This window comes from Pseudoflavonifractor sp. An44 (assembly GCF_002161675.1).
In the GTDB taxonomy this organism is placed as follows: domain Bacteria; phylum Bacillota; class Clostridia; order Oscillospirales; family Oscillospiraceae; genus Enterenecus; species Enterenecus faecium.
The window spans coordinates 17,150-34,058 of the sequence record NZ_NFIH01000011.1 but is presented as its reverse complement, the minus strand read 5'-3'; the positions used below and the strand labels follow the sequence as shown (position 1 = coordinate 34,058).

Here is a 16,909-nt window from a genome sequence, read left to right as displayed (position 1 = left end):
TCATCCTAAATTTGCAGGCGGAATGGAGAGGTGAAGGGAGGCAACTTACTGCTTCGACTCCTCCAGCTCTCGTTTCAGCCGTGCTTTTGCCTCCTCCACGCTCTCCCCGTCCCGGGTGAGATAGCGGTCCACAAAGGCGTCCTCCATTTTGGTGTAGCCACTTACCACGCGGTCTTGAATGGCGCCAAAGGTGGCGGTGACTTTTTCTGCGAGCTTCTCATTTGCGTTTACAAGTTTGGATTTTGCCATGGTTTAACTTCCTTTCTCGATTTCCAGATTAGATAAATGCCTAGAGATAGAATGAAGGCACATACGGCAGCACCGGTCAGCGCATTCATCCACTGGGAAGGTGTGTGTTCCGATGTGCCGAAGGAGACCAACATGGACCGCTGCAACGTCAATACCGAAGCCGCCACCTCCGCATATCGGATGTTGCGGATGACCACCGACAGGGGAGAGGTGTCCCAATGCCGAACTCTTTGGACCGCGGCCACCGTAATTTTGTAGAAGGTATAGGTGGCTATCGTTTCGCCTTCGCCCGCATGGCGCTGCAACAAAGTTGTGGTAGCCAGAAATCATCCCTCCCTTCTATGAAAAAAGGGCGGCCCGTCCAGACCGCCCCCACTTCGGGCCAACATGGCCCGAGTCTGTTTAACTTGCCAGAAACCGGTACAGAGCGGATTTGCCTCCGTCCAGCGCCCAAAGCAGAGAACCAGCCGCCGCTTGCAGCCCATACGGCGAAAGAAGGAAGGCGAGGAACAGAAATACAATCCCGCCAATGGGGGTCGGCGTGAAAAAGAGGGCGATACCCAGCACCGCCAGGATCACGGAGGCAATCGTCAGCAGGAAGGCGCAAATATCAAACAGAAACACCAGCAGAGCCGCCAGAAGGGACAGCGCCAGAGCGAAGGGCGCGACTAATATTTTCAGCAGTATCTTCATCATCAAAACCTCCTTTATTCTTTCTATCTCTATTTTATCATGCCTGCCCGGGGACATAAATGTTGCGAAAGATTAGTGAATCCTGTCCCGGAGCTTCGGGTCAACATGGCCCGAAGCCATTGTTTCATAAGAAAGAATATTGTATAATCAGTGTGCGAAGAGAGGGGTGATGGATGTGAGGGAATCACAAAAGCAGTTGATTTTAATGGACTGCAAAATTATGATGAATAAATTAGGCGATATACCATTTGACATTTCCTTTGAAAAGCTTCAAACAGAGTTATGGAATATTGGAAACAAATATGGAATATCAGGCCCAGAAGTCTTTAAGATATTTATGGACAATTTCCCGAAAAAGGGGGGTAAGGCTTGAAAAAAAGCAAAAGTTTATTTGAAGCGTGTCGGGCACTAAAAAATTTGGTTCAAGTGCTATTTAAGAAAATGCCTGTCCTTTTTTTGGTGTTAATTTATTTGGTAGATTTAGGCATACGAAGCTACCTGTCAGAAGGATTTTCTACGACATACTTGTTAGGATTACTTATTCTTTTAATTTCAATAGGTATTTACGTCAGCACAAAAAGCTTTTCTGAAACTACACTCAGTTTTGTATTAGGCGTGTTAACGATTTACTCGATTGATTGGGAAAAGGCCAATATTACTTTATTTGTCATTTTATATTTAGCATATATTGTAATTGTGTTTTATGTTTCTGTTATAAGATTAGCTGCAAAGCAAGAAGCAATATTAAGCCAAGCTGCCTGCAAATTAGACATCAAAGACCATGATAGAATCTACAAACGTCTAAAAGCTATTTCTCACACGACGACAAAATACAATCAGCTATCTATATTGGATAAAAGCGAAGTCATTCGATATTTGGCCTTTCGCCAAGTTATTACCGGCGAATATGAAGAAGCTATCAATGTAATCGAGTTAATCAAAGGCGTTTGTCAAACCGATATTATTTCTTGCTGTGAAATTTACTACGGTTTCTATGCGTACTGCTATAACAAGCGACTAACAAACCCTAATATCTCCAGCGAGATTGAGAAGATGTTCGATAAAGTAACTACCCTTACCATGTCATATACGGAGTTTTTTGATGTTTTTGCCGCAACAAAAAGAATATTGGTTGAAGGGAAATTAACTTTTGAAAAGTATTTACTCGAAATACGAGAGCTTTCACTCAAAGGATACAGTAGTGAAGATATAATTGATTTGATGAAAACAAAATACCTATAAAAAATAGGAGGGATAAAAGTCGTGCGACTTTTATCCCTCCTATTTTACTTTTGAACCAGCTCGGAGAGCTCCCGCAGCACCTTTGACACCTCGCCCCACAGCTTTTCATAGTCTCGCTTCAATCCGTCGATTTCCTCCGGGTACACGCCGTAGGTATGCGCGTGTACGGCGACCTGATTGAGATTGTTGGAACAACGCCTTTGCAGCGAGATCAATTCTTTTATGGGCGCAAGGTCAACGTGCAGGATATACCCGTTCAGAGCCATCTTCCGCACATAAGCCCCGGCATTGGAAATGCCCGCTTCGGCCATCCGCTCATGGATGGCCGCCAGCTCGTCCGGCGTCACCATGACGTGCAGATGAACATTCCGCTTGCGGTTCTCCATCAGCGTTCCAGCTCCCGGCCCTTTCTGCGCTCTTTGGGCTCCTTCACTTTATCCAGCGGTTTTGCGTCCAGCTCCGGGGACGCAGGCGGGATAGGCGTGTTGTTGGGTACGCCGTCGATCATGTTGCAGTTCTGCTCTGTGGAGAGTTCGGCGGTTTTCAGATAGTTGTCTTTTTCGTGCATGGCAATCCTCCTTATCGTTCCTCATGGCTTTTATGGTTATGGAGCTGGCAAAAAGACATTACCACAAGCTCATGACCAGGTAGTGTTCTACTTTTCCAAAACCGCTTTATTCGCTATCACATGGAGTTTTTCAAAAGCGGTCTGACCAGTATCATCAAGCTGTGGCTGGAAGGGGGATGCCAGGAGACCCCGGAGGAGATGTTTGAAATTGTGAAAAGCGAGTATCAGGGGAGAGAGTAGATAGAAAAATAGAACGAGCCACCTGCCCCAGAGAGAAGGGCAGGTGGCTTGAAAACGTGTATGATCATTATGAGAAGACCACGGAAAAGTAATATGCAAAGTCCATGGATGGCTCTGCGTGTCCCTGTTCCAATTGCTCTAGGGAGAGGGGCGCCAGTCCCCATTTCCCATAGCCCAGCGCCAGCAGGCCTTGCTCAGTATCATCGGCGATGGGAAGGGTTCCCTCTACCTGAGTGGAGCCTCGGATGTAGGAGGTGATGTCCTCGACACCCTCTAGAATGGGGAGTTCCTTGGTGTGCGTGGTGCCATCGTTGGTGACCACCAGACGCACTCTGGAAGCTTCAAATTCCGGAATGAAGGCCAGCATACCGTCGGACCAGGCGGTTTCGCCTGTGGATAAAAGATCTGCCACCGCTGTTTTGCCTACCAGCTCTCCGGAGCGATACTCATACTGATACACCGTCAGTTGGTGATAAGGTTTTTTGGCGTAAAACCGGAAGAGCATGGCTCCATCGTTCTGGGACAATAGCTCCGCTGTCGTTACCTCCGGGCCATTCTGGTCTAGTGCCTGGATGTAGTTTTGAGGTTGGGAGAAGTGCCTGTAGAGGACCACGCCCAGGCAGCCGCAAACCAGCAGGGTGAGGGCCATCAGAGTGGCGATGACCTGCTTGAGCCTTCGCTGTCGGTGCTGGCTGTCCTGGGTCACTTGGATGAGATTGTCTTCCGATTTGGCCGGGAGATCCTCCCGGGGGATGTCCTCTCCGGCGAGAAACTCGTTGATGGTGATGCCCAGAATCTCGCACAGCTCCAGATAGACGGACACGTCTGGCAGGCAGATACCCCGCTCCCATTTGGAGACCGACTTATCACTCATGCCCAGCTTTTCTGCCACCTGTTTTTGAGTCAGCCCTAACGCCTTCCGCTTGCTGGCAATGTATGCCCCGATTTTCACAAGGTCCATGGATATACCCCCTCTCTTGGCTGCAAGTATAGCAGAAAGAGGAGAAAAGGAACACCCCTCAGAAGTAGAATCGGGGGAGAGAGTCAAAAATCCAGGGATTATTCCAGAATTTCATAGGGGGCCTGTTGGGCCAGCAGGGTGCGCAGCTGGTCCATGGTCCCAGTGGTTAGATCGTACTTGGGTAGGAGAAGCAGCGTATCCTGGAAAAAGGGGAGAAGCAGATCAGGGGTCTCCACAAAGAAAGACACAGTGGAATAGGGGTATACACTGGGGTTGTCCTCTGGCTGAGACACGGTGAGGCTCTGGTGGTCAAACACCGCTTGGATGGTGTGGGGCTTGAGGTCCTGGTACTTGGCAAGAAGGTTCCGTGCCTCTTTCTCAAAGGGGGTGGTGCGTTGACGCCGCCGAGAGGGCAGGACGGCGACACTCACCAGCAGGCAGGGAACCGCTGCCCACAGCAAACCTAGCATCTGATTGGGAGCGCCCAGGGCAGACATGCACAGGAAGAGACCGCAGGCCAAGTCCAGAATGGCCAGCAGGGTGCGCTGGTAGAGCCAGAGGGTCAGCTGGCCCAAGAAGAAGGCACAGGCTCCTGCCACCAGCGGGACAAACAGCTCCTGGGGGTCGATGAGCCCGGGGGCCAACAGCAGCAGGCCCAGCACCCAGAGTAGGAGTCCTAAAAACTGGCGCAGACGTTTGCGATGGTTTACCACAGGCTGGGAGCCACGCTCTGCGTTCGAGAGCTTGTCGGTGACCTGCCACAGGCCGGGAAGTCGCTGGCGGGAGTGGAGCTCCACTCGCTTTTCCAGCGCCGCGGCGAGCTGGGGGAGCAGGGCTTCGGTGTCCAGAGGGGAGAGAGAAAAGGTGAAGGAATCAGTCAATGTACCCACCTCCAAAAAGAATGCAGGTTTATCAAATTCTCCCTGAGTATACCATGGGGGATTGAGAATATCATCAAGGTTTTATTAAGAATTTTGAAAGACGAGCGGAGAGAAAAGACCCTGTACACCCTGGTGGAAATGGAGTACAATGGAACCATCTATTTGACAAAAAGGAGAGAGGCCGCCATGACCAATCACGAACCTATGGCTCTGGTGCGGGAGAAGCTCATTGAGCGCACTGCAAAGAAGCTGGAAGAGAACAATATGACTGCCTACTATGCGCCTACCCTGGAGGACGCCCGAAAGCTGGTGCAGGAGCTGTTGCCCAAGGGGTGCACGGTTGCCTGTGGAGGAAGCATGACGTTGAGTGAGGCGGGCATCATGGACCTTCTGCGCAGCGGTGACTACGAGTTCTATGACCGGGAGGCGGTGCCCCAAGAGGAGATCGACCTGGTCCTGCGTAAGGCCTTTTTTGCCGACTGTTACCTCACCAGCTGTAACGCCGTGACCGAGCAGGGCGAGCTGTACAACGTGGATGGCAACGCCAACCGGGTGGCTGCCATGACCTACGGCCCCAAGAGCGTCATCTGTGTGGTGGGATACAACAAGATTGTACCCGATTTGGAGGCGGCAGTGGCCCGGGTGGAGCAGGTGGCCGCTCCGGCCAACGCGGTACGGCTGCACAGAAAGACCCCCTGCACCGTCACCGGACGCTGTGAGGACTGCCACAGCCCGGACCGCATCTGCTGCACCACGGTGATTCACCGCCAGCAGCGGGTGCCCGGCCGCATCAAGGTGATCCTGGTAGGCGAGGAACTGGGATATTGATGGATACAAAGAATGGCACAGGTTTCTTTGAGAAAACCTGTGCCGTTCTTTTTTGCTTGGGTTAGGTGGTGGCAAACTGGCTGTTGTACAGATTGGCGTAGAAGCCGTTCTGATCCAGCAGCTGCTGGTGGGTACCAGTCTCCACGATGTCACCGTCCTTCATCACCAGGATGACGTCGGCGTTGCGGATGGTGGACAGCCGGTGGGCGATGATGAAGCTGGTGCGGCCCTGGGTGAGGCGGTCCATGGCGGTCTGGATGGCCACCTCGGTGCGGGTGTCCACACTGGAAGTGGCCTCGTCCAAAATGAGAATCTTGGGGTCCGAGAGGATGGTGCGGGCGATGGTGAGCAGCTGCTTCTGGCCCTGGCTGATGTTGCTGGCATCCTCGTTGAGCACCGTGTCATAGCCATGGGGGAGGGTGCGCACAAAGTGGTCCACCTGGGCGGCTTTGGCGGCCTGGAGCACCTCTTCATCGGTGGCGGACAGACGGCCGAAGCGGATGTTCTCCATGATGGTGTCGTTGTACAGCCAGGTGTCCTGGAGCACCATACCGAAGGCGTCCCGCATCTCGCCCCGGGCGAACTGGCGCACGTCGTAGCCGCTGAGGAGAATGGCTCCCTGATTGACGTCATAGAAGCGCATAAGCAGCTTGACGATGGTGGTCTTACCGGCTCCGGTGGGACCTACGATGGCCACCTTGGTGCCAGGCTGAATGGAGGCGGAGAAGTCGTGGATGATGGTCTTATCCGGCAGATAGCCAAAGTTTACGTGGGCAAACTGCACCGAGCCGTCGATGGATTCAGGGTCTACAGCAGGCACCGGGTCGGCCTCCTCTTCCGGCTCCTCCAGGAAGAGGAACACCCGCTCGGCGGCGGCAGCGGTGAGCTGGAGCTGGTTGGAGATGTTGGCCAGCTGGTTGATGGGCTGGGTGAACTGGCGCACGTACTGGATGAAGGCCTGAATGTCACCCACGGTGATGGCCTGGTTCAGAGCCAGGAAGCCGCCCAGCACGCAGATGGCCACATAGCCCAGGTTGCTGGCAAAGTTCATCAAAGGCATCATTAGACCGCTGAGGAACTGGCTCTTCCATGCGCTGTGGTAGAGCTTCTCGTTCATCTCGTTGAAGTCTCGGATGGAGTCCTCCTGGCCGTTGAAGGCGGTGACCACCACATGGGCGCCGTACATCTCCTCCACGTGGCCGTTGACATGGCCCAGATATTCCTGCTGGCTGCGGAAGAACTTCTGACTGTGGCGAATGACGCTGGTGACAATGATCAGGCACACTGGGAGGATGCACAGGGCAACCAGGGTCATCCAGGGGCTGATGGACAGCATCATGATGAGCACGCCCAGCAGCAGGGTCACCTGGGTGACCACCTGGGACAGGCTCTGGTTCAGGGTCTGGGTGACGGAGTCCACGTCATTGGTGATACGGCTGAGCACTTCGCCGTGGGACACCTTGTCAAAGTAGGACATGGGCAGACGGTCGATCTTCTGGCTGATGTCCGTGCGCATGGTGTAGCTGACTTTGGTGGCAATGCCCGCCATGAGCCAGCCCTGGACATAGTTGAGCAAAGCGCTGAACAGGTACAGACCGCCCAGGAACAGCAAAATCTGGGCCAGAGCGTCAAAGTCAATGGAGCCAGTACCGGCGATCATAGCCATCAAGCCTTCAAACAGCTTGGTGGTGGCTTGGCCCAGAATCTTAGGACCAAGGATGGAACATGCGGTGCCCGCAATGGCGCACACCAGAGCGATGATGAGCATGGGGAGATAGCGCTTCATGTAGCCCAGCAGCTTGATCATGGTGCCCTTGAAATCGGCTGCCTTTTCTCCCATCGGGTTACGGCCGCCCATGGGGCCGTGTCTCATAGGTCCTGCCATTATGCCAATTCCTCCTTTGAAAGCTGACTTTGGGCAATCTCCTGATAGGTCTTGCAGGTGCGCATCAGCTCCTGATGGGTGCCGCAGCCCACCACCTTGCCCTGGTCCAGAACCAGGATTTGGTCGGCATCCAGGATGGTGGATACCCGCTGGGCCACGATGAGGACGGTGGCCTGGGTGGTGTACTCCTTCAGAGCGGCTCGGAGCTGGGCGTCGGTCTTAAAGTCCAGAGCGGAGAAGGTGTCGTCGAAGATATACACCGGGGCCTCCTTGGCCAGAGCCCGGGCAATGGATAGACGCTGCCGCTGTCCGCCGGAGACGTTGGTGCCGCCCTGGCTGATGGGGGTCTGCATACCCTGGTCCAGGTGGGAGATGAACTCGGAGGCCTGGGCGATGCGGGCGCTGTTGTCGATGGTGTCCTGGGAGGCGTCGGGATTGCCGTACCGCAGGTTGCTCTCCACGGTGCCCCGGAGCAGCAGGCCCTTCTGGGGCACGTAGCCGATGGCGTCCCGCAGTTCCTTCTGGGGTAGATCTCGGATGTCCACTCCATCCAGGGTGATGCTGCCCTCGCTGACGTCGTGGAAGCGGGGGATGAGGTTGATGAGGGTGGATTTGCCGGAACCAGTGGAGCCAATGAAGGCGGTGGTCTGTCCGGGCCGGGCCACAAAGCTCACGTGCTCCAGCACATCGGCGTCGGCGCCGGGGTAGCGGAAGGACACGTCCCGGAACTCCACCACGCCTTTCACAGGCTGGCTCAGGTGGGTGGGGTGGTCGCTGTCCTTGACCTGCACCTCCGTCTGGAGAATCTCGTTGATACGCTCGGCGGACACGGAGGCCCGGGGCACCATGATAAACATCATGCTGATGAACAAGAAGCTCATGATGACATGCATGGCGTACTGAATGAAGGCCATCATGTCGCCCACCTGCAAGTTGCTGGCGGCGATCTGCTTGCCGCCGAACCACACGATGAGCAGGGACAGGCCGTTCATCACCAGGGTCATGGCGGGCATCATGGTGGCCATGGCCCGGTTGACGAAGAGGGTGTTGGAGGTGAGGTCGTCATTGGCCTTTTCAAAGCGGTCCTGCATGAACTTTTGATTGGAGAAGGCACGCACCACCATCAGGCCGCCGATCTCCTCCCGGCTGACCAGGTTGAGGCGGTCCACCAGGGCCTGCATCTTCTTAAAGCGGGGCATGGCCACGGCAAAGAGCACCAGCAGCAGGCCCAGCATGACGATGAGGGCCAGAGCCAGCACCCAGGCCAGGTTGACGCAGGTGGACAGGCCCATGATGAGGCCACCAATGCCCATGATGGGGGCAAAGCACAGTAGCCGCAGACCCATACTCAGGAAATTCTGCACCTGGGTGATGTCGTTGGTGGAACGGGTGATGAGGGTGGCCCCGGAGAAGCGGTCCATCTCATCGTTGTTGAAGTAGGTGACCTTGGTGAACACATCCCGGCGCAGGTCCCGAGCGACCCCGGCGCCCATGCGGGCCATGCAGTAGCCGGCGGCCACGGCGCACAGGGTGAGCAGCACCGCCAACACGGCCATGCGTCCACCCGTGGTGAGGATGTAGTGGGTCTGAATGGCATCGGTGTCAGCACCCAGCTGCTGATAGAAGGCCTTGACCATGGCCACACCTGTCTGCTCCAGCATGGTGTCCGGGGTCTGGGATGCCACGTCAATGGCTTGCTGGATGAGTTCTTGGGCCTGAGGCTGGGCCAGGATCTGGCCCAGGGCCTGGAATCCCTCAGCGATAGAGGCCTGGTCGTCCTCGCTGGAGCCAGAGGTCTGGCTCATGACCTGGGTCAAGGCGTAGCTGGCCCGACCAAAGGCGGTCTCCACCGCTTGGGTGTCCTGGGTGTTCAGAGCCAGGTCGGTGTCTGCGGCCTTGGGGAAGGTGGCAGACAGGTCCTCATAGTCCGGGTGGTCTGCCAGGGCCACGTAGGCCTCCTCCACCACATCCCGGTCCTCTTGGGACATGAACTGCTCCATGAGGCCAAAGGCGTCGGCGGAGATTACCTGGGGAGCGGGGGAGGTGATGCCTCCCTGTTGCAGGCCCACATTGACGATGTCGCTCATGTAGTTGGGCAGGGACAGCTCCAGCATGGCCTGGCCAAAGAGAAACACAATGCCCATCAACAACAAAACGGCATAGGGTTTCAAATAACGCTTGAGTTTCAGCATAAAATCTGGTTCCCTCCTAGAAGTTACGGTTTGCCCTGGGAAAATTCCTCTTGCACTGCCAGGGCCAGGCAGTGGAAGGCTTGGATGAGCAGCTGGGCGTTGACCCCGTCCTGGGTGTCCAGCCGGTGGAGTACCCGCTCCAACTTCCCCAACATCTCAGAGCCGGTGGTCTGGAGCAGCTCGTTGCCTGCGCTCGTCAGGTGAATCCACACCGTGCGGCGGTCCCGCTGGTCCGGCTCCCGCCGGACATAGCCCAGTTCCTCCAGCTTGGTGATGCGCTGACTCACCGCCGGCATACTCTGCTTCATGGCCTTGGCCAGGGTGGACAGGGTCATGGGGGCGGGCTCTTGGGAGCAGCCCTCACCCCAGGACAGAGCCTGGCCATTGGGACAGCGCAGGGTGTACAGGGTGAAAAATTCCGACTTGTTGATTCCGGTGTTGGGGATGGCCAGCTTCCAGGTGCGGCGCAGCAGGTCCATCTCCCGCAGCAGCTCCAGCGCACGTGGGTGTTGCTGATCCTTCAATGTTATAACCTCCCATCTTGGTACTGAACCCTCAAAAAAGGTTAAGTAACATAATTAAGAAACATAAGGGATTATAGGCGCGTCACTCCCGGTTGTCAATGGCTTTTCAAAAAGTTCACAAAATCGACAAAATTACCGGGGGAATATTCCAGCTCGCCGGAGCATAGGGTGCATTAGGTTGATTTGGACAAGGGAGGGAGCGTATGGACACAGGGGTGAGACGGCGTTCCACTCCGGCGGGGGCGCGGCGGGGAAAGCCAGCGGCCGCGCCGGGAGCGGCCCGCTGGGGGATTCAGCTGGTGGCCAGCGGCATGCTGTTTTTGTTGGTGTTTATCGGGCGAGGGGTGTTTCCCGGCCAGGCGGAGGCGGTGCGCCAGATGCTGCAAGCGGACATGGACCTGGGGAGCTGGATGCAGCAGGCAGCGGCCTGGGCGGGGGAGAAGTTGCCCGGAGCGGCGTGGCTGGAGCAACTGGTGGAGGGAACCGACCAGGGGAGCGGGAACGCAGCCGGTCAGCAGGTGACCCTTCTGAGCCAGCAGCAGGACCTGGGGCAGTCCTACATAAATGGTCACGGTGGGGCCGCAGAGGAGGAGCCGGAGGCAACGGCGACCCCTGCACCAACCCCCACGCCAGCGCCTACCCCTCAACCCACCCCAGCACCCACACCCGCCCCCACGCCGGAGGTGGTGACGGCGGTGGCTCAGGAGTACAGTCCGGACGGGGTGGCGCTGCCCTCCAATGTCAGCTATGAGTACTACGAGCTGGGGCTGGAGAAGACGGTGTGCCCGGTGACCGGGCCGGTGAGCTCCACCTTTGGATACCGCACCAACCCCATCACCCAGAAAAACGAGTTCCATTTGGCGCTGGACATTGCCGCCGATGAGGGCACGGAGATTAAGGCCTTTGCCGACGGGGTGGTGGAGTACATCGGCCAGAGCGACGACTTCGGGTTGTATTTTAAAATCACCCATAAAAACGGGGTGAGTTCTTTTTATGCCCATTGCAGCAAGCTGCTCATTCAAAAGGGGGATACCGTGACCTGCGGGCAGACGGTGGCCCTGGTGGGGGAGACGGGGATGGCTACGGGTCCCCACCTGCACCTTACCATAGAAAAGGATAAGATCCGACTGGACCCGGCCTATTATGTGGACCCGTCCTGAGGCCAAGTGGCGGGTGAGCGCCGGGTTCTGGCTGGTGTTGGGGGTGCTGTTCTACCTGGACGAGGGGGTGGGGCTGCTGCCCTGGGGATTGCTGGCCTGCCTGGTCCATGAGCTGGGCCACTTGGGGGCGGCCAAATGCCTTGGGGGGCATCTGGAACAGGTGAGCCTCACGGCGGTGGGGGCGGAGATGACTATGCGGTATTCCCGCACCCTGTCCTATGGGGAGGACACGGTGGTGGCCCTGGCAGGCCCGGCGGCCAATCTGGTGCTGGGCGGGCTGGCATGGGCGGGACAGCTCTATGTGCTGGCCGCTTTGAGCGTGGGGGTGGGGGCGTTCAACCTCCTGCCCATCCGACCTCTGGACGGCGCTCGCATCTTTCGCAATTACATTTCGCCGCTGTTGGGGCCGGAGCGGGCAGACCGGTGGGAGACCGGTCTGTCTGCGCTGGTGGTAGGGGGACTGGTAGGTGTGGGGGCCATCGTCATGGGCGCATATGCCAACGTCACTTTGCTCCTCACCTCTACGTGGCTGTTCTGGGGGGTGGTGCGCCGGGAGACCCTGGGGTGGTGGCAGAACAAGAGAAGAAAAAAAGGGAAATAAAGACTTGCTTTCTCTCGGCCACTATGGTAAAATAACTCGGTCTTAAATAAGGGTGGTCCTCTGCGCATGACACGTTGACGCACGAACGCCTGAATACTAGGAGGAAATATCAATGGAACAGCTGAAGCAATTTAGCCAGAAGTATCTGAAGGCCGAGGCCCCCGTGGCCAACGTGGGTGACACCGTCCGCGTGCACATCCGCGTCAAGGAAGGCAACCGTGAGCGTATCCAGGTGTTCGAGGGTACCGTCATCGCCAAGAAGCACGGCGGCATCGAGGAGACCTTCACCGTGCGTCGTGTGTCTTACGGCGTGGGCGTGGAGAAGGTGTTCCCCCTGCACGCTCCCACCATCGAGAAGGTGGAGACCGTCCGTCACGGTAAGGTTCGCCGCGCCAAGCTGTACTACCTGCGCAACCGCGTCGGTAAGGCTGCTAAGGTCAAGGAAGATCTGTAATTGCACCAGTTTGCACGAGAAAAGGAGCGGAATTTCCGCTCCTTTTTTTGTATTCCCACTTTCCCATAGGACAAATCTTTAGTATAATAGATAGAAAATCTGCACTGGGAGAAACGCTCCCAGAGAAAGGGGAGCACGATGAACATCCAATGGTATCCCGGACATATGACTAAGACCCGCCGCCAGATGGAGGAGGACGTGAAGTTCGTGGACATGGTGGCGGAGGTGGTGGATGCCCGCATTCCCATCTCCAGCCGCAACCCGGACATTGACTCCATGGTGGGGGACCGCCCCCGTATGATCATCTTCAACCGGGCCGATCAGGCAGACCCCAAGGTCACTGCCCAGTGGATGGCCTGGTTTAAGCAAAAGGGCTATGCGGTGCTGGAGACCGATGCCAAGAGCGGCAAGGGCGTCAACCAGTTTTCCAACGTGGTCAAGCAGGCCCTGCGGGAGAAGATCGAGGCCTGGAGAGCCAAGGGCCAGGTGGGCCGTCCCGTGCGGGTGATGGTGGTGGGGGTACCCAATGTGGGCAAATCCACCTTCATCAACAAAGTGGCCCGCCGCAAGTCTGCCAAGGCGGGGGACCGCCCCGGCGTCACCCGTGGCAAGCAGTGGGTGAACATCGACCAGGGCCTGGACCTGCTGGACACCCCCGGCATTCTCTGGCCCAAATTTGAGGACGAGACTACTGGCATGCATTTGGCCTTTACAGGCGCTGTGCGAGACGAGATTCTGGACGGCGAGGAGCTGGCCTGCGGCCTGATGGCCCTTTTGAGCGCCCATTATCCTGGCGTGTTGGAGGAGCGTTACAAGCTCAAAGACCTGGAGGGAAAGGCCGGTTGGGAGCTGCTGGAGATGGCTGCCCACAAGCGCGGCATGCTGATTTCTGGCGGCGAGGTGGACACCGAGCGGATGTCTCGGGTGCTGCTGGATGAGTTCCGAGGTGGCAAGCTTGGACGCTTTACACTGGAACGGCCGGAGGATATCCATGAATAACGGGGAAGAGCGCATCGACCTTTACCAGTGGGATGCCCAGATTCGTGCCCAAGCGGGGATTGAGCACCTGGCCGGGGTGGATGAGGCGGGAGCCGGACCCCTGGCCGGGCGGGTGTACGCTGCGGCGGTGATTCTCCCCCAGGGGGCGGAGCTGCCCTATCTCAACGACTCCAAGAAGGTGACACCCCGGCGGCGGGAGCTGCTCTTTGACCTCATCCGGGAGCAGGCGGTGAGCTATAGTGTGGCCTGGGCAGAGGCGGAGGAGATCGACCAGCTGGACATCCTCAATTGTCGGATGCTGGCCATGCAGCGGGCCATTGACGGCCTGGAGCCTGCCCCCCAGCTGGTGCTGGTGGACGGCAACCGGGACCACGGAAGCCGCTGCGCCATCACCGCTCCTCACCAGTTGGTGGTGAAGGGGGATGCCCACTCCGCCTCCATTGCCGCTGCCTCCATCCTGGCCAAGGTCAGCCGGGATCGATACATGGAGGAGATGGCCCAGGCATATCCCCAATACGCCTTTGACAAGCACAAGGGGTACCCCACCAAGCTGCACTATGAGCTGCTGCGGGAGTATGGACCCTGTCCCATCCACCGCCGCAGCTTTTTGAAGAAGCTATGAGGGGCGGGGAACAGGCCCGCCTGCTGGGCAAGTGGGGAGAGATGCAGGTGGCCAACTACCTGCGCAAACAGGGGTACAACATCGTGGATGTCAACTACCGCTGTCGGCTGGGGGAGTTGGACCTGGTGGCCACAAACCGCAAGTACCTGGCCTTTGTGGAGGTGAAGCTGCGGCGCAACGACGATATCATGACCGCCCGGGAGTCGGTGACGCTCTCCAAGCAGCGCAAGCTGCGGGCGGCGGCACTGCTCTACCTGCAAGCCCATCCCACCCAGCTTCAGCCCCGGTTCGACGTGGCAGAAATCTATGCGCCCCAGGGGACTGCCACCCGTCATCCCCACATAAACTATCTGGAAAATGCTTTTTGAGGTGAGTGGGAATGAACCGATTTTCTGTGATGGATGGACACTGTGACACGGTGTACCGCTGCTGGGCCATGGGGGAGGAGCTGCCCTACAACACCGGGGCGCTGGAGCTGGGCTCTGCGCTGGACACTTTTGGGGCCTATGCCCAGGTGTTTGCCCTGTGGACGGCCCCGGGCTACGTGGGGGGCGGATGTCCCGAAGCAGCCTGCAAAAGCCAGCTGAACTATTTCCGCCATCAGATGGACTGCTACTCTCATCTGGTGACCCACTGCACCACCGCCCGTGAGGCCCGTCAGGCCAACCGGGAAGGGAAGTGTGCCGCATTCATCTCTGTGGAGGGGGCGGAGCTGTTGGGGTGCAGCCTGGAGGGCCTGGAGTGGGCCGCCCGGCAGGGGGTGTGCGCCATCAACCCAACCTGGAATCATGCCAATGCCCTCAGCGGTTCCCACAGCGACCAGCCCCACCAGGGCCTCACCCCGCTGGGCCGGGAATTTGTGCGGCGGATGGGGGAACTGGAGGTGCTGGTGGACGTGTCTCACCTGTCCGGGGCGGGGTTCTGGGACGTGATGGACCTGTGCCAAGGGGGCGTGATTGCCAGCCACTCCAACGCCCGGGCGGTGTGTGACCACACAAGAAACTTGACGGATGAGCAGATAACTGCCATAATAGAGCATCAAGGTGTCATTGGACTAAATTTCTATGAGAACTTTGTAGGCGGCAGCCGGGACCTGGAGGCGGTACGCCGCCACTTGGACCACATCCTGGCCCTGGGTGGGGACAAATGTGTGGCCCTGGGGGGCGACTGGGACGGGGCGGAGCTCGTGGAACCCCTATCCCACATCACCCGGCTTTCCGGGCTCTATTCGTATCTACTGAGTTATGGATATGGGGAAGAGCTGCTGCACGATGTGTTTTACAATAACTTAATGAGGGTAGTGAGACAATCATGAATTATCTGAGCACGAGAAACAACAATTTGCGTATGACTGCGGCTCAGGCCATTGCCAAGGGACTGGCGCCGGACGGAGGTCTGATGACTCCCCAGGTGCTGCCCCGCCTGGCGGGAAATGCCCTGGAGTCCCTGAAGGATATGTCCTACCAGCAGCGGGCGGTGTATGTGCTGAACGGATTTTTGGAGGGCTTCTCCAGCTCTGAGCTGACGGGATATGCCCGGGCGGCCTACGGCGGTGGAAAGTTCTCTGACCCCGAGGTGGCTCCGGTGCGCCGTCTGGACGACAACACCTACTGCCTGGAGCTGTGGCACGGCCCCACCTGCGCCTTCAAGGATATGGCCCTGCAAATGCTGCCCCATCTCCTCTCCGCCTCTCTGCGGAAGAACGATGAGAAGAAGACGGTGTGCATTCTGGTGGCCACCTCTGGCGACACCGGAAAGGCTGCCCTGGAGGGCTTCAAGGATGTGAGCAAGACTCAGATCCTGGTGTTCTATCCCAAGGACGGCGTGTCTGACATTCAGCAGCTGCAAATGGTCACCCAAGAGGGTGGCAACGTGGGCGTGTGCGCCGTAGTGGGCAACTTCGACGACGCTCAGACCGGGGTCAAGAAGCTGTTTGCCGACGAGGAGCTGGCCCAGCAGCTGGCCGAGCGCGGCTATTTCCTGTCCTCTGCCAACTCCATCAACTGGGGCCGTGTGCTGCCTCAGATCGTCTATTACATCTCCGCCTACAGCGATCTGCGCCGGGAGGGCGCCATTGAGAAGGGCCAGGAGATCAATGTCTGCGTGCCCACGGGAAATTTCGGCAATATTCTCGCTGCCTATTATGCCAAAATGATGGGGGTGCCCATTAAGACCCTCATCTGTGCCTCCAATGAGAACAACGTGCTCACCGATTTTCTCCGCACGGGTGTGTATGACCGCAATCGTCCCTTCCACAACACTCTGTCTCCCTCCATGGACATTCTCATCTCCAGCAACCTGGAGCGTCTGCTCTTTGAGCTGTCCGGCCGGGATGACAAGCAGGTGACCGAGTACATGGAGCAGTTGGCGGAGAAGGGCAGCTATGAGGTGAGCGTGCCCATCAAGACCAAGCTGCACCAGACCTTTGCCGCTGGGTACTGTGACGATGCTCAGACCAAGGAGACCATCCGCCGCATGTGGGAGGAGCAGCACTACCTCATTGACCCCCACACCGCTGTGGCCTTTGACGTGCTGGAGCAGTACCGCAAGGAGAGCGGGGACGAGACCCCCACGGTGGTGGTGTCCACCGCCAGCCCCTTCAAGTTCTGCTCCAGCGTGCTGGACGCCCTGGGGGTGCAGGAGCACGCCGCTGGCACGGAGATTCTGGACCAGCTGTCCCAGCTCACTGGGGTAGAGGTGCCCCAGCCTCTGGCCCGACTGAAAAACAAACAGCCCCGGTTTGACACCGTCGCCGAGAAGGAGCACATGGTGGATCAGGTGCTGGAGCACTTGCGCTGACCGGGGACAAG

At 57.6% G+C, this 16,909-nt stretch carries 22 protein-coding genes; 12 read left to right on the top strand and 10 right to left on the bottom strand.

Features of this window, described 5'->3' with window-relative positions:
• Positions 1–45 precede the first annotated feature (45 nt).
• From B5F98_RS06660 to B5F98_RS06655, 3 genes are all read right to left on the bottom strand, one after another.
• A complete protein-coding gene (locus B5F98_RS06660) occupies positions 46–249 on the bottom strand; it encodes a hypothetical protein (RefSeq protein ID WP_087370641.1) in 204 nt (67 codons plus the stop codon).
• A complete protein-coding gene (locus B5F98_RS12720) occupies positions 228–557 on the bottom strand; it encodes a hypothetical protein (protein ID WP_143482752.1) in 330 nt (109 codons plus the stop codon). Before B5F98_RS12720 ends, B5F98_RS06660 begins: the two co-directional genes overlap by 22 nt.
• A 94-nt stretch (positions 558–651) precedes the next feature.
• Positions 652–942: a CD1845 family protein gene (locus B5F98_RS06655; protein ID WP_036744856.1), complete on the bottom strand. Its 291-nt coding sequence runs from the start codon at positions 940–942 to the stop codon at positions 652–654.
• Between the two features lie 220 nt (positions 943–1,162).
• On the opposite strand from B5F98_RS06655, the gene B5F98_RS12970 reads away from it, so the two are divergent.
• Positions 1,163–1,315, top strand: coding sequence for a hypothetical protein (locus B5F98_RS12970; protein WP_158099806.1), 153 nt, complete (start codon positions 1,163–1,165; stop codon positions 1,313–1,315).
• On the top strand, positions 1,312–2,184 hold the full coding sequence (locus B5F98_RS06645) for a hypothetical protein (RefSeq protein ID WP_087370634.1): 873 nt from the start codon (positions 1,312–1,314) through the stop codon (positions 2,182–2,184). The genes B5F98_RS12970 and B5F98_RS06645 overlap by 4 nt, the downstream gene beginning before the upstream one ends.
• Positions 2,185–2,228: 44 nt before the next feature.
• On the opposite strand, the gene mobC is transcribed toward B5F98_RS06645, so the two are convergent.
• Together mobC and B5F98_RS06635 are read right to left on the bottom strand one after the other, a co-directional pair.
• A complete protein-coding gene (gene mobC, locus B5F98_RS06640) occupies positions 2,229–2,570 on the bottom strand; it encodes a plasmid mobilization relaxosome protein MobC (RefSeq protein ID WP_027643551.1) in 342 nt (113 codons plus the stop codon).
• Complete coding sequence (locus B5F98_RS06635) at positions 2,570–2,752, bottom strand: DUF4316 domain-containing protein (protein ID WP_087370631.1); 183 nt, start codon at positions 2,750–2,752, stop codon at positions 2,570–2,572. The genes mobC and B5F98_RS06635 overlap by 1 nt, the downstream gene beginning before the upstream one ends.
• 120 nt (positions 2,753–2,872) lie before the next feature.
• On the opposite strand from B5F98_RS06635, the gene B5F98_RS06630 reads away from it, so the two are divergent.
• On the top strand, positions 2,873–2,992 hold the full coding sequence (locus B5F98_RS06630; protein WP_343219399.1) for a TetR-like C-terminal domain-containing protein: 120 nt from the start codon (positions 2,873–2,875) through the stop codon (positions 2,990–2,992).
• Between the two features lie 67 nt (positions 2,993–3,059).
• Here the strand turns inward: B5F98_RS06630 and B5F98_RS06625 are convergent, their stop codons facing one another.
• On the bottom strand, positions 3,060–3,953 hold the full coding sequence (locus B5F98_RS06625) for a helix-turn-helix transcriptional regulator (protein ID WP_087370628.1): 894 nt from the start codon (positions 3,951–3,953) through the stop codon (positions 3,060–3,062).
• 98 nt (positions 3,954–4,051) lie between these two features.
• Positions 4,052–4,834, bottom strand: a complete 783-nt coding sequence (locus B5F98_RS06620) for a hypothetical protein (protein ID WP_087370626.1) — start codon at positions 4,832–4,834, stop codon at positions 4,052–4,054.
• A 204-nt stretch (positions 4,835–5,038) separates the two neighbouring features.
• Between B5F98_RS06620 and B5F98_RS06615 the strand changes: the two genes are divergently transcribed.
• Positions 5,039–5,662, top strand: a complete 624-nt coding sequence (locus B5F98_RS06615) for a lactate utilization protein (protein WP_162613539.1) — start codon at positions 5,039–5,041, stop codon at positions 5,660–5,662.
• 61 nt (positions 5,663–5,723) lie between these two features.
• Here B5F98_RS06615 and B5F98_RS06610 read toward each other — a convergent pair whose 3' ends face one another.
• The 3 genes from B5F98_RS06610 to B5F98_RS06600 are packed head-to-tail and all read right to left on the bottom strand — an operon-like array spanning position 5,724 to position 10,263.
• Complete coding sequence (locus tag B5F98_RS06610; protein WP_087370623.1) at positions 5,724–7,547, bottom strand: ABC transporter ATP-binding protein; 1,824 nt, start codon at positions 7,545–7,547, stop codon at positions 5,724–5,726.
• Entirely contained in the window at positions 7,547–9,739 is a 2,193-nt protein-coding gene (locus tag B5F98_RS06605; protein WP_087370620.1) for an ABC transporter ATP-binding protein, read from the bottom strand. The genes B5F98_RS06610 and B5F98_RS06605 overlap by 1 nt, the downstream gene beginning before the upstream one ends.
• A gap of 23 nt (positions 9,740–9,762) precedes the next feature.
• Positions 9,763–10,263: a MarR family transcriptional regulator gene (locus tag B5F98_RS06600; RefSeq protein WP_087370617.1), complete on the bottom strand. Its 501-nt coding sequence runs from the start codon at positions 10,261–10,263 to the stop codon at positions 9,763–9,765.
• Between the two features lie 203 nt (positions 10,264–10,466).
• Between B5F98_RS06600 and B5F98_RS06595 the strand changes: the two genes are divergently transcribed.
• From B5F98_RS06595 to thrC, 8 genes are all read left to right on the top strand, one after another.
• Positions 10,467–11,423, top strand: coding sequence for a M23 family metallopeptidase (locus B5F98_RS06595; protein ID WP_087370614.1), 957 nt, complete (start codon positions 10,467–10,469; stop codon positions 11,421–11,423).
• A complete protein-coding gene (locus B5F98_RS13450) occupies positions 11,407–12,024 on the top strand; it encodes a site-2 protease family protein (RefSeq protein WP_087370611.1) in 618 nt (205 codons plus the stop codon). The genes B5F98_RS06595 and B5F98_RS13450 overlap by 17 nt, the downstream gene beginning before the upstream one ends.
• 112 nt (positions 12,025–12,136) lie before the next feature.
• Positions 12,137–12,478 carry a 50S ribosomal protein L19 gene (rplS, locus tag B5F98_RS06585; RefSeq protein ID WP_087233883.1) on the top strand — a complete coding sequence of 114 codons (342 nt, stop codon included), beginning with the start codon at positions 12,137–12,139 and terminating at the stop codon, positions 12,476–12,478.
• Positions 12,479–12,616: 138 nt separating this feature from the next.
• Positions 12,617–13,477: a ribosome biogenesis GTPase YlqF gene (ylqF, locus tag B5F98_RS06580; RefSeq protein ID WP_087370608.1), complete on the top strand. Its 861-nt coding sequence runs from the start codon at positions 12,617–12,619 to the stop codon at positions 13,475–13,477.
• Complete coding sequence (locus B5F98_RS06575; RefSeq protein WP_087370605.1) at positions 13,470–14,099, top strand: ribonuclease HII; 630 nt, start codon at positions 13,470–13,472, stop codon at positions 14,097–14,099. The genes ylqF and B5F98_RS06575 overlap by 8 nt, the downstream gene beginning before the upstream one ends.
• Positions 14,096–14,467, top strand: coding sequence for a YraN family protein (locus B5F98_RS06570; protein WP_087233889.1), 372 nt, complete (start codon positions 14,096–14,098; stop codon positions 14,465–14,467). The genes B5F98_RS06575 and B5F98_RS06570 overlap by 4 nt, the downstream gene beginning before the upstream one ends.
• An 11-nt stretch (positions 14,468–14,478) precedes the next feature.
• Entirely contained in the window at positions 14,479–15,414 is a 936-nt protein-coding gene (locus tag B5F98_RS06565) for a membrane dipeptidase (RefSeq protein ID WP_087370603.1), read from the top strand.
• Entirely contained in the window at positions 15,411–16,898 is a 1,488-nt protein-coding gene (thrC, locus tag B5F98_RS06560; protein WP_087370601.1) for a threonine synthase, read from the top strand. The genes B5F98_RS06565 and thrC overlap by 4 nt, the downstream gene beginning before the upstream one ends.
• Positions 16,899–16,909: the final 11 nt, after the last annotated feature.

Coding starts and splice junctions, on each gene's coding strand:
- B5F98_RS06605 (WP_087370620.1), bottom strand. CDS start 9,739: ATGCTGAAACTCAAGCGTTATTTGAAACCCTATGCCGTTTTGTTGTTG.
- mobC (WP_027643551.1), bottom strand. CDS start 2,570: ATGGAGAACCGCAAGCGGAATGTTCATCTGCACGTCATGGTGACGCCG.
- B5F98_RS06570 (WP_087233889.1), top strand. CDS start 14,096: ATGAGGGGCGGGGAACAGGCCCGCCTGCTGGGCAAGTGGGGAGAGATG.
- thrC (WP_087370601.1), top strand. CDS start 15,411: ATGAATTATCTGAGCACGAGAAACAACAATTTGCGTATGACTGCGGCT.
- rplS (WP_087233883.1), top strand. CDS start 12,137: ATGGAACAGCTGAAGCAATTTAGCCAGAAGTATCTGAAGGCCGAGGCC.
- ylqF (WP_087370608.1), top strand. CDS start 12,617: ATGAACATCCAATGGTATCCCGGACATATGACTAAGACCCGCCGCCAG.
- B5F98_RS12970 (WP_158099806.1), top strand. CDS start 1,163: ATGATGAATAAATTAGGCGATATACCATTTGACATTTCCTTTGAAAAG.
- B5F98_RS06615 (WP_162613539.1), top strand. CDS start 5,039: ATGGCTCTGGTGCGGGAGAAGCTCATTGAGCGCACTGCAAAGAAGCTG.
- B5F98_RS06575 (WP_087370605.1), top strand. CDS start 13,470: ATGAATAACGGGGAAGAGCGCATCGACCTTTACCAGTGGGATGCCCAG.
- B5F98_RS06660 (WP_087370641.1), bottom strand. CDS start 249: ATGGCAAAATCCAAACTTGTAAACGCAAATGAGAAGCTCGCAGAAAAA.
- B5F98_RS06625 (WP_087370628.1), bottom strand. CDS start 3,953: ATGGACCTTGTGAAAATCGGGGCATACATTGCCAGCAAGCGGAAGGCG.
- B5F98_RS06565 (WP_087370603.1), top strand. CDS start 14,479: ATGAACCGATTTTCTGTGATGGATGGACACTGTGACACGGTGTACCGC.
- B5F98_RS06655 (WP_036744856.1), bottom strand. CDS start 942: ATGAAGATACTGCTGAAAATATTAGTCGCGCCCTTCGCTCTGGCGCTG.
- B5F98_RS06595 (WP_087370614.1), top strand. CDS start 10,467: ATGGACACAGGGGTGAGACGGCGTTCCACTCCGGCGGGGGCGCGGCGG.
- B5F98_RS06635 (WP_087370631.1), bottom strand. CDS start 2,752: ATGCACGAAAAAGACAACTATCTGAAAACCGCCGAACTCTCCACAGAG.
- B5F98_RS06610 (WP_087370623.1), bottom strand. CDS start 7,547: ATGGCAGGACCTATGAGACACGGCCCCATGGGCGGCCGTAACCCGATG.
- B5F98_RS06630 (WP_343219399.1), top strand. CDS start 2,873: ATGGAGTTTTTCAAAAGCGGTCTGACCAGTATCATCAAGCTGTGGCTG.
- B5F98_RS13450 (WP_087370611.1), top strand. CDS start 11,407: ATGTGGACCCGTCCTGAGGCCAAGTGGCGGGTGAGCGCCGGGTTCTGG.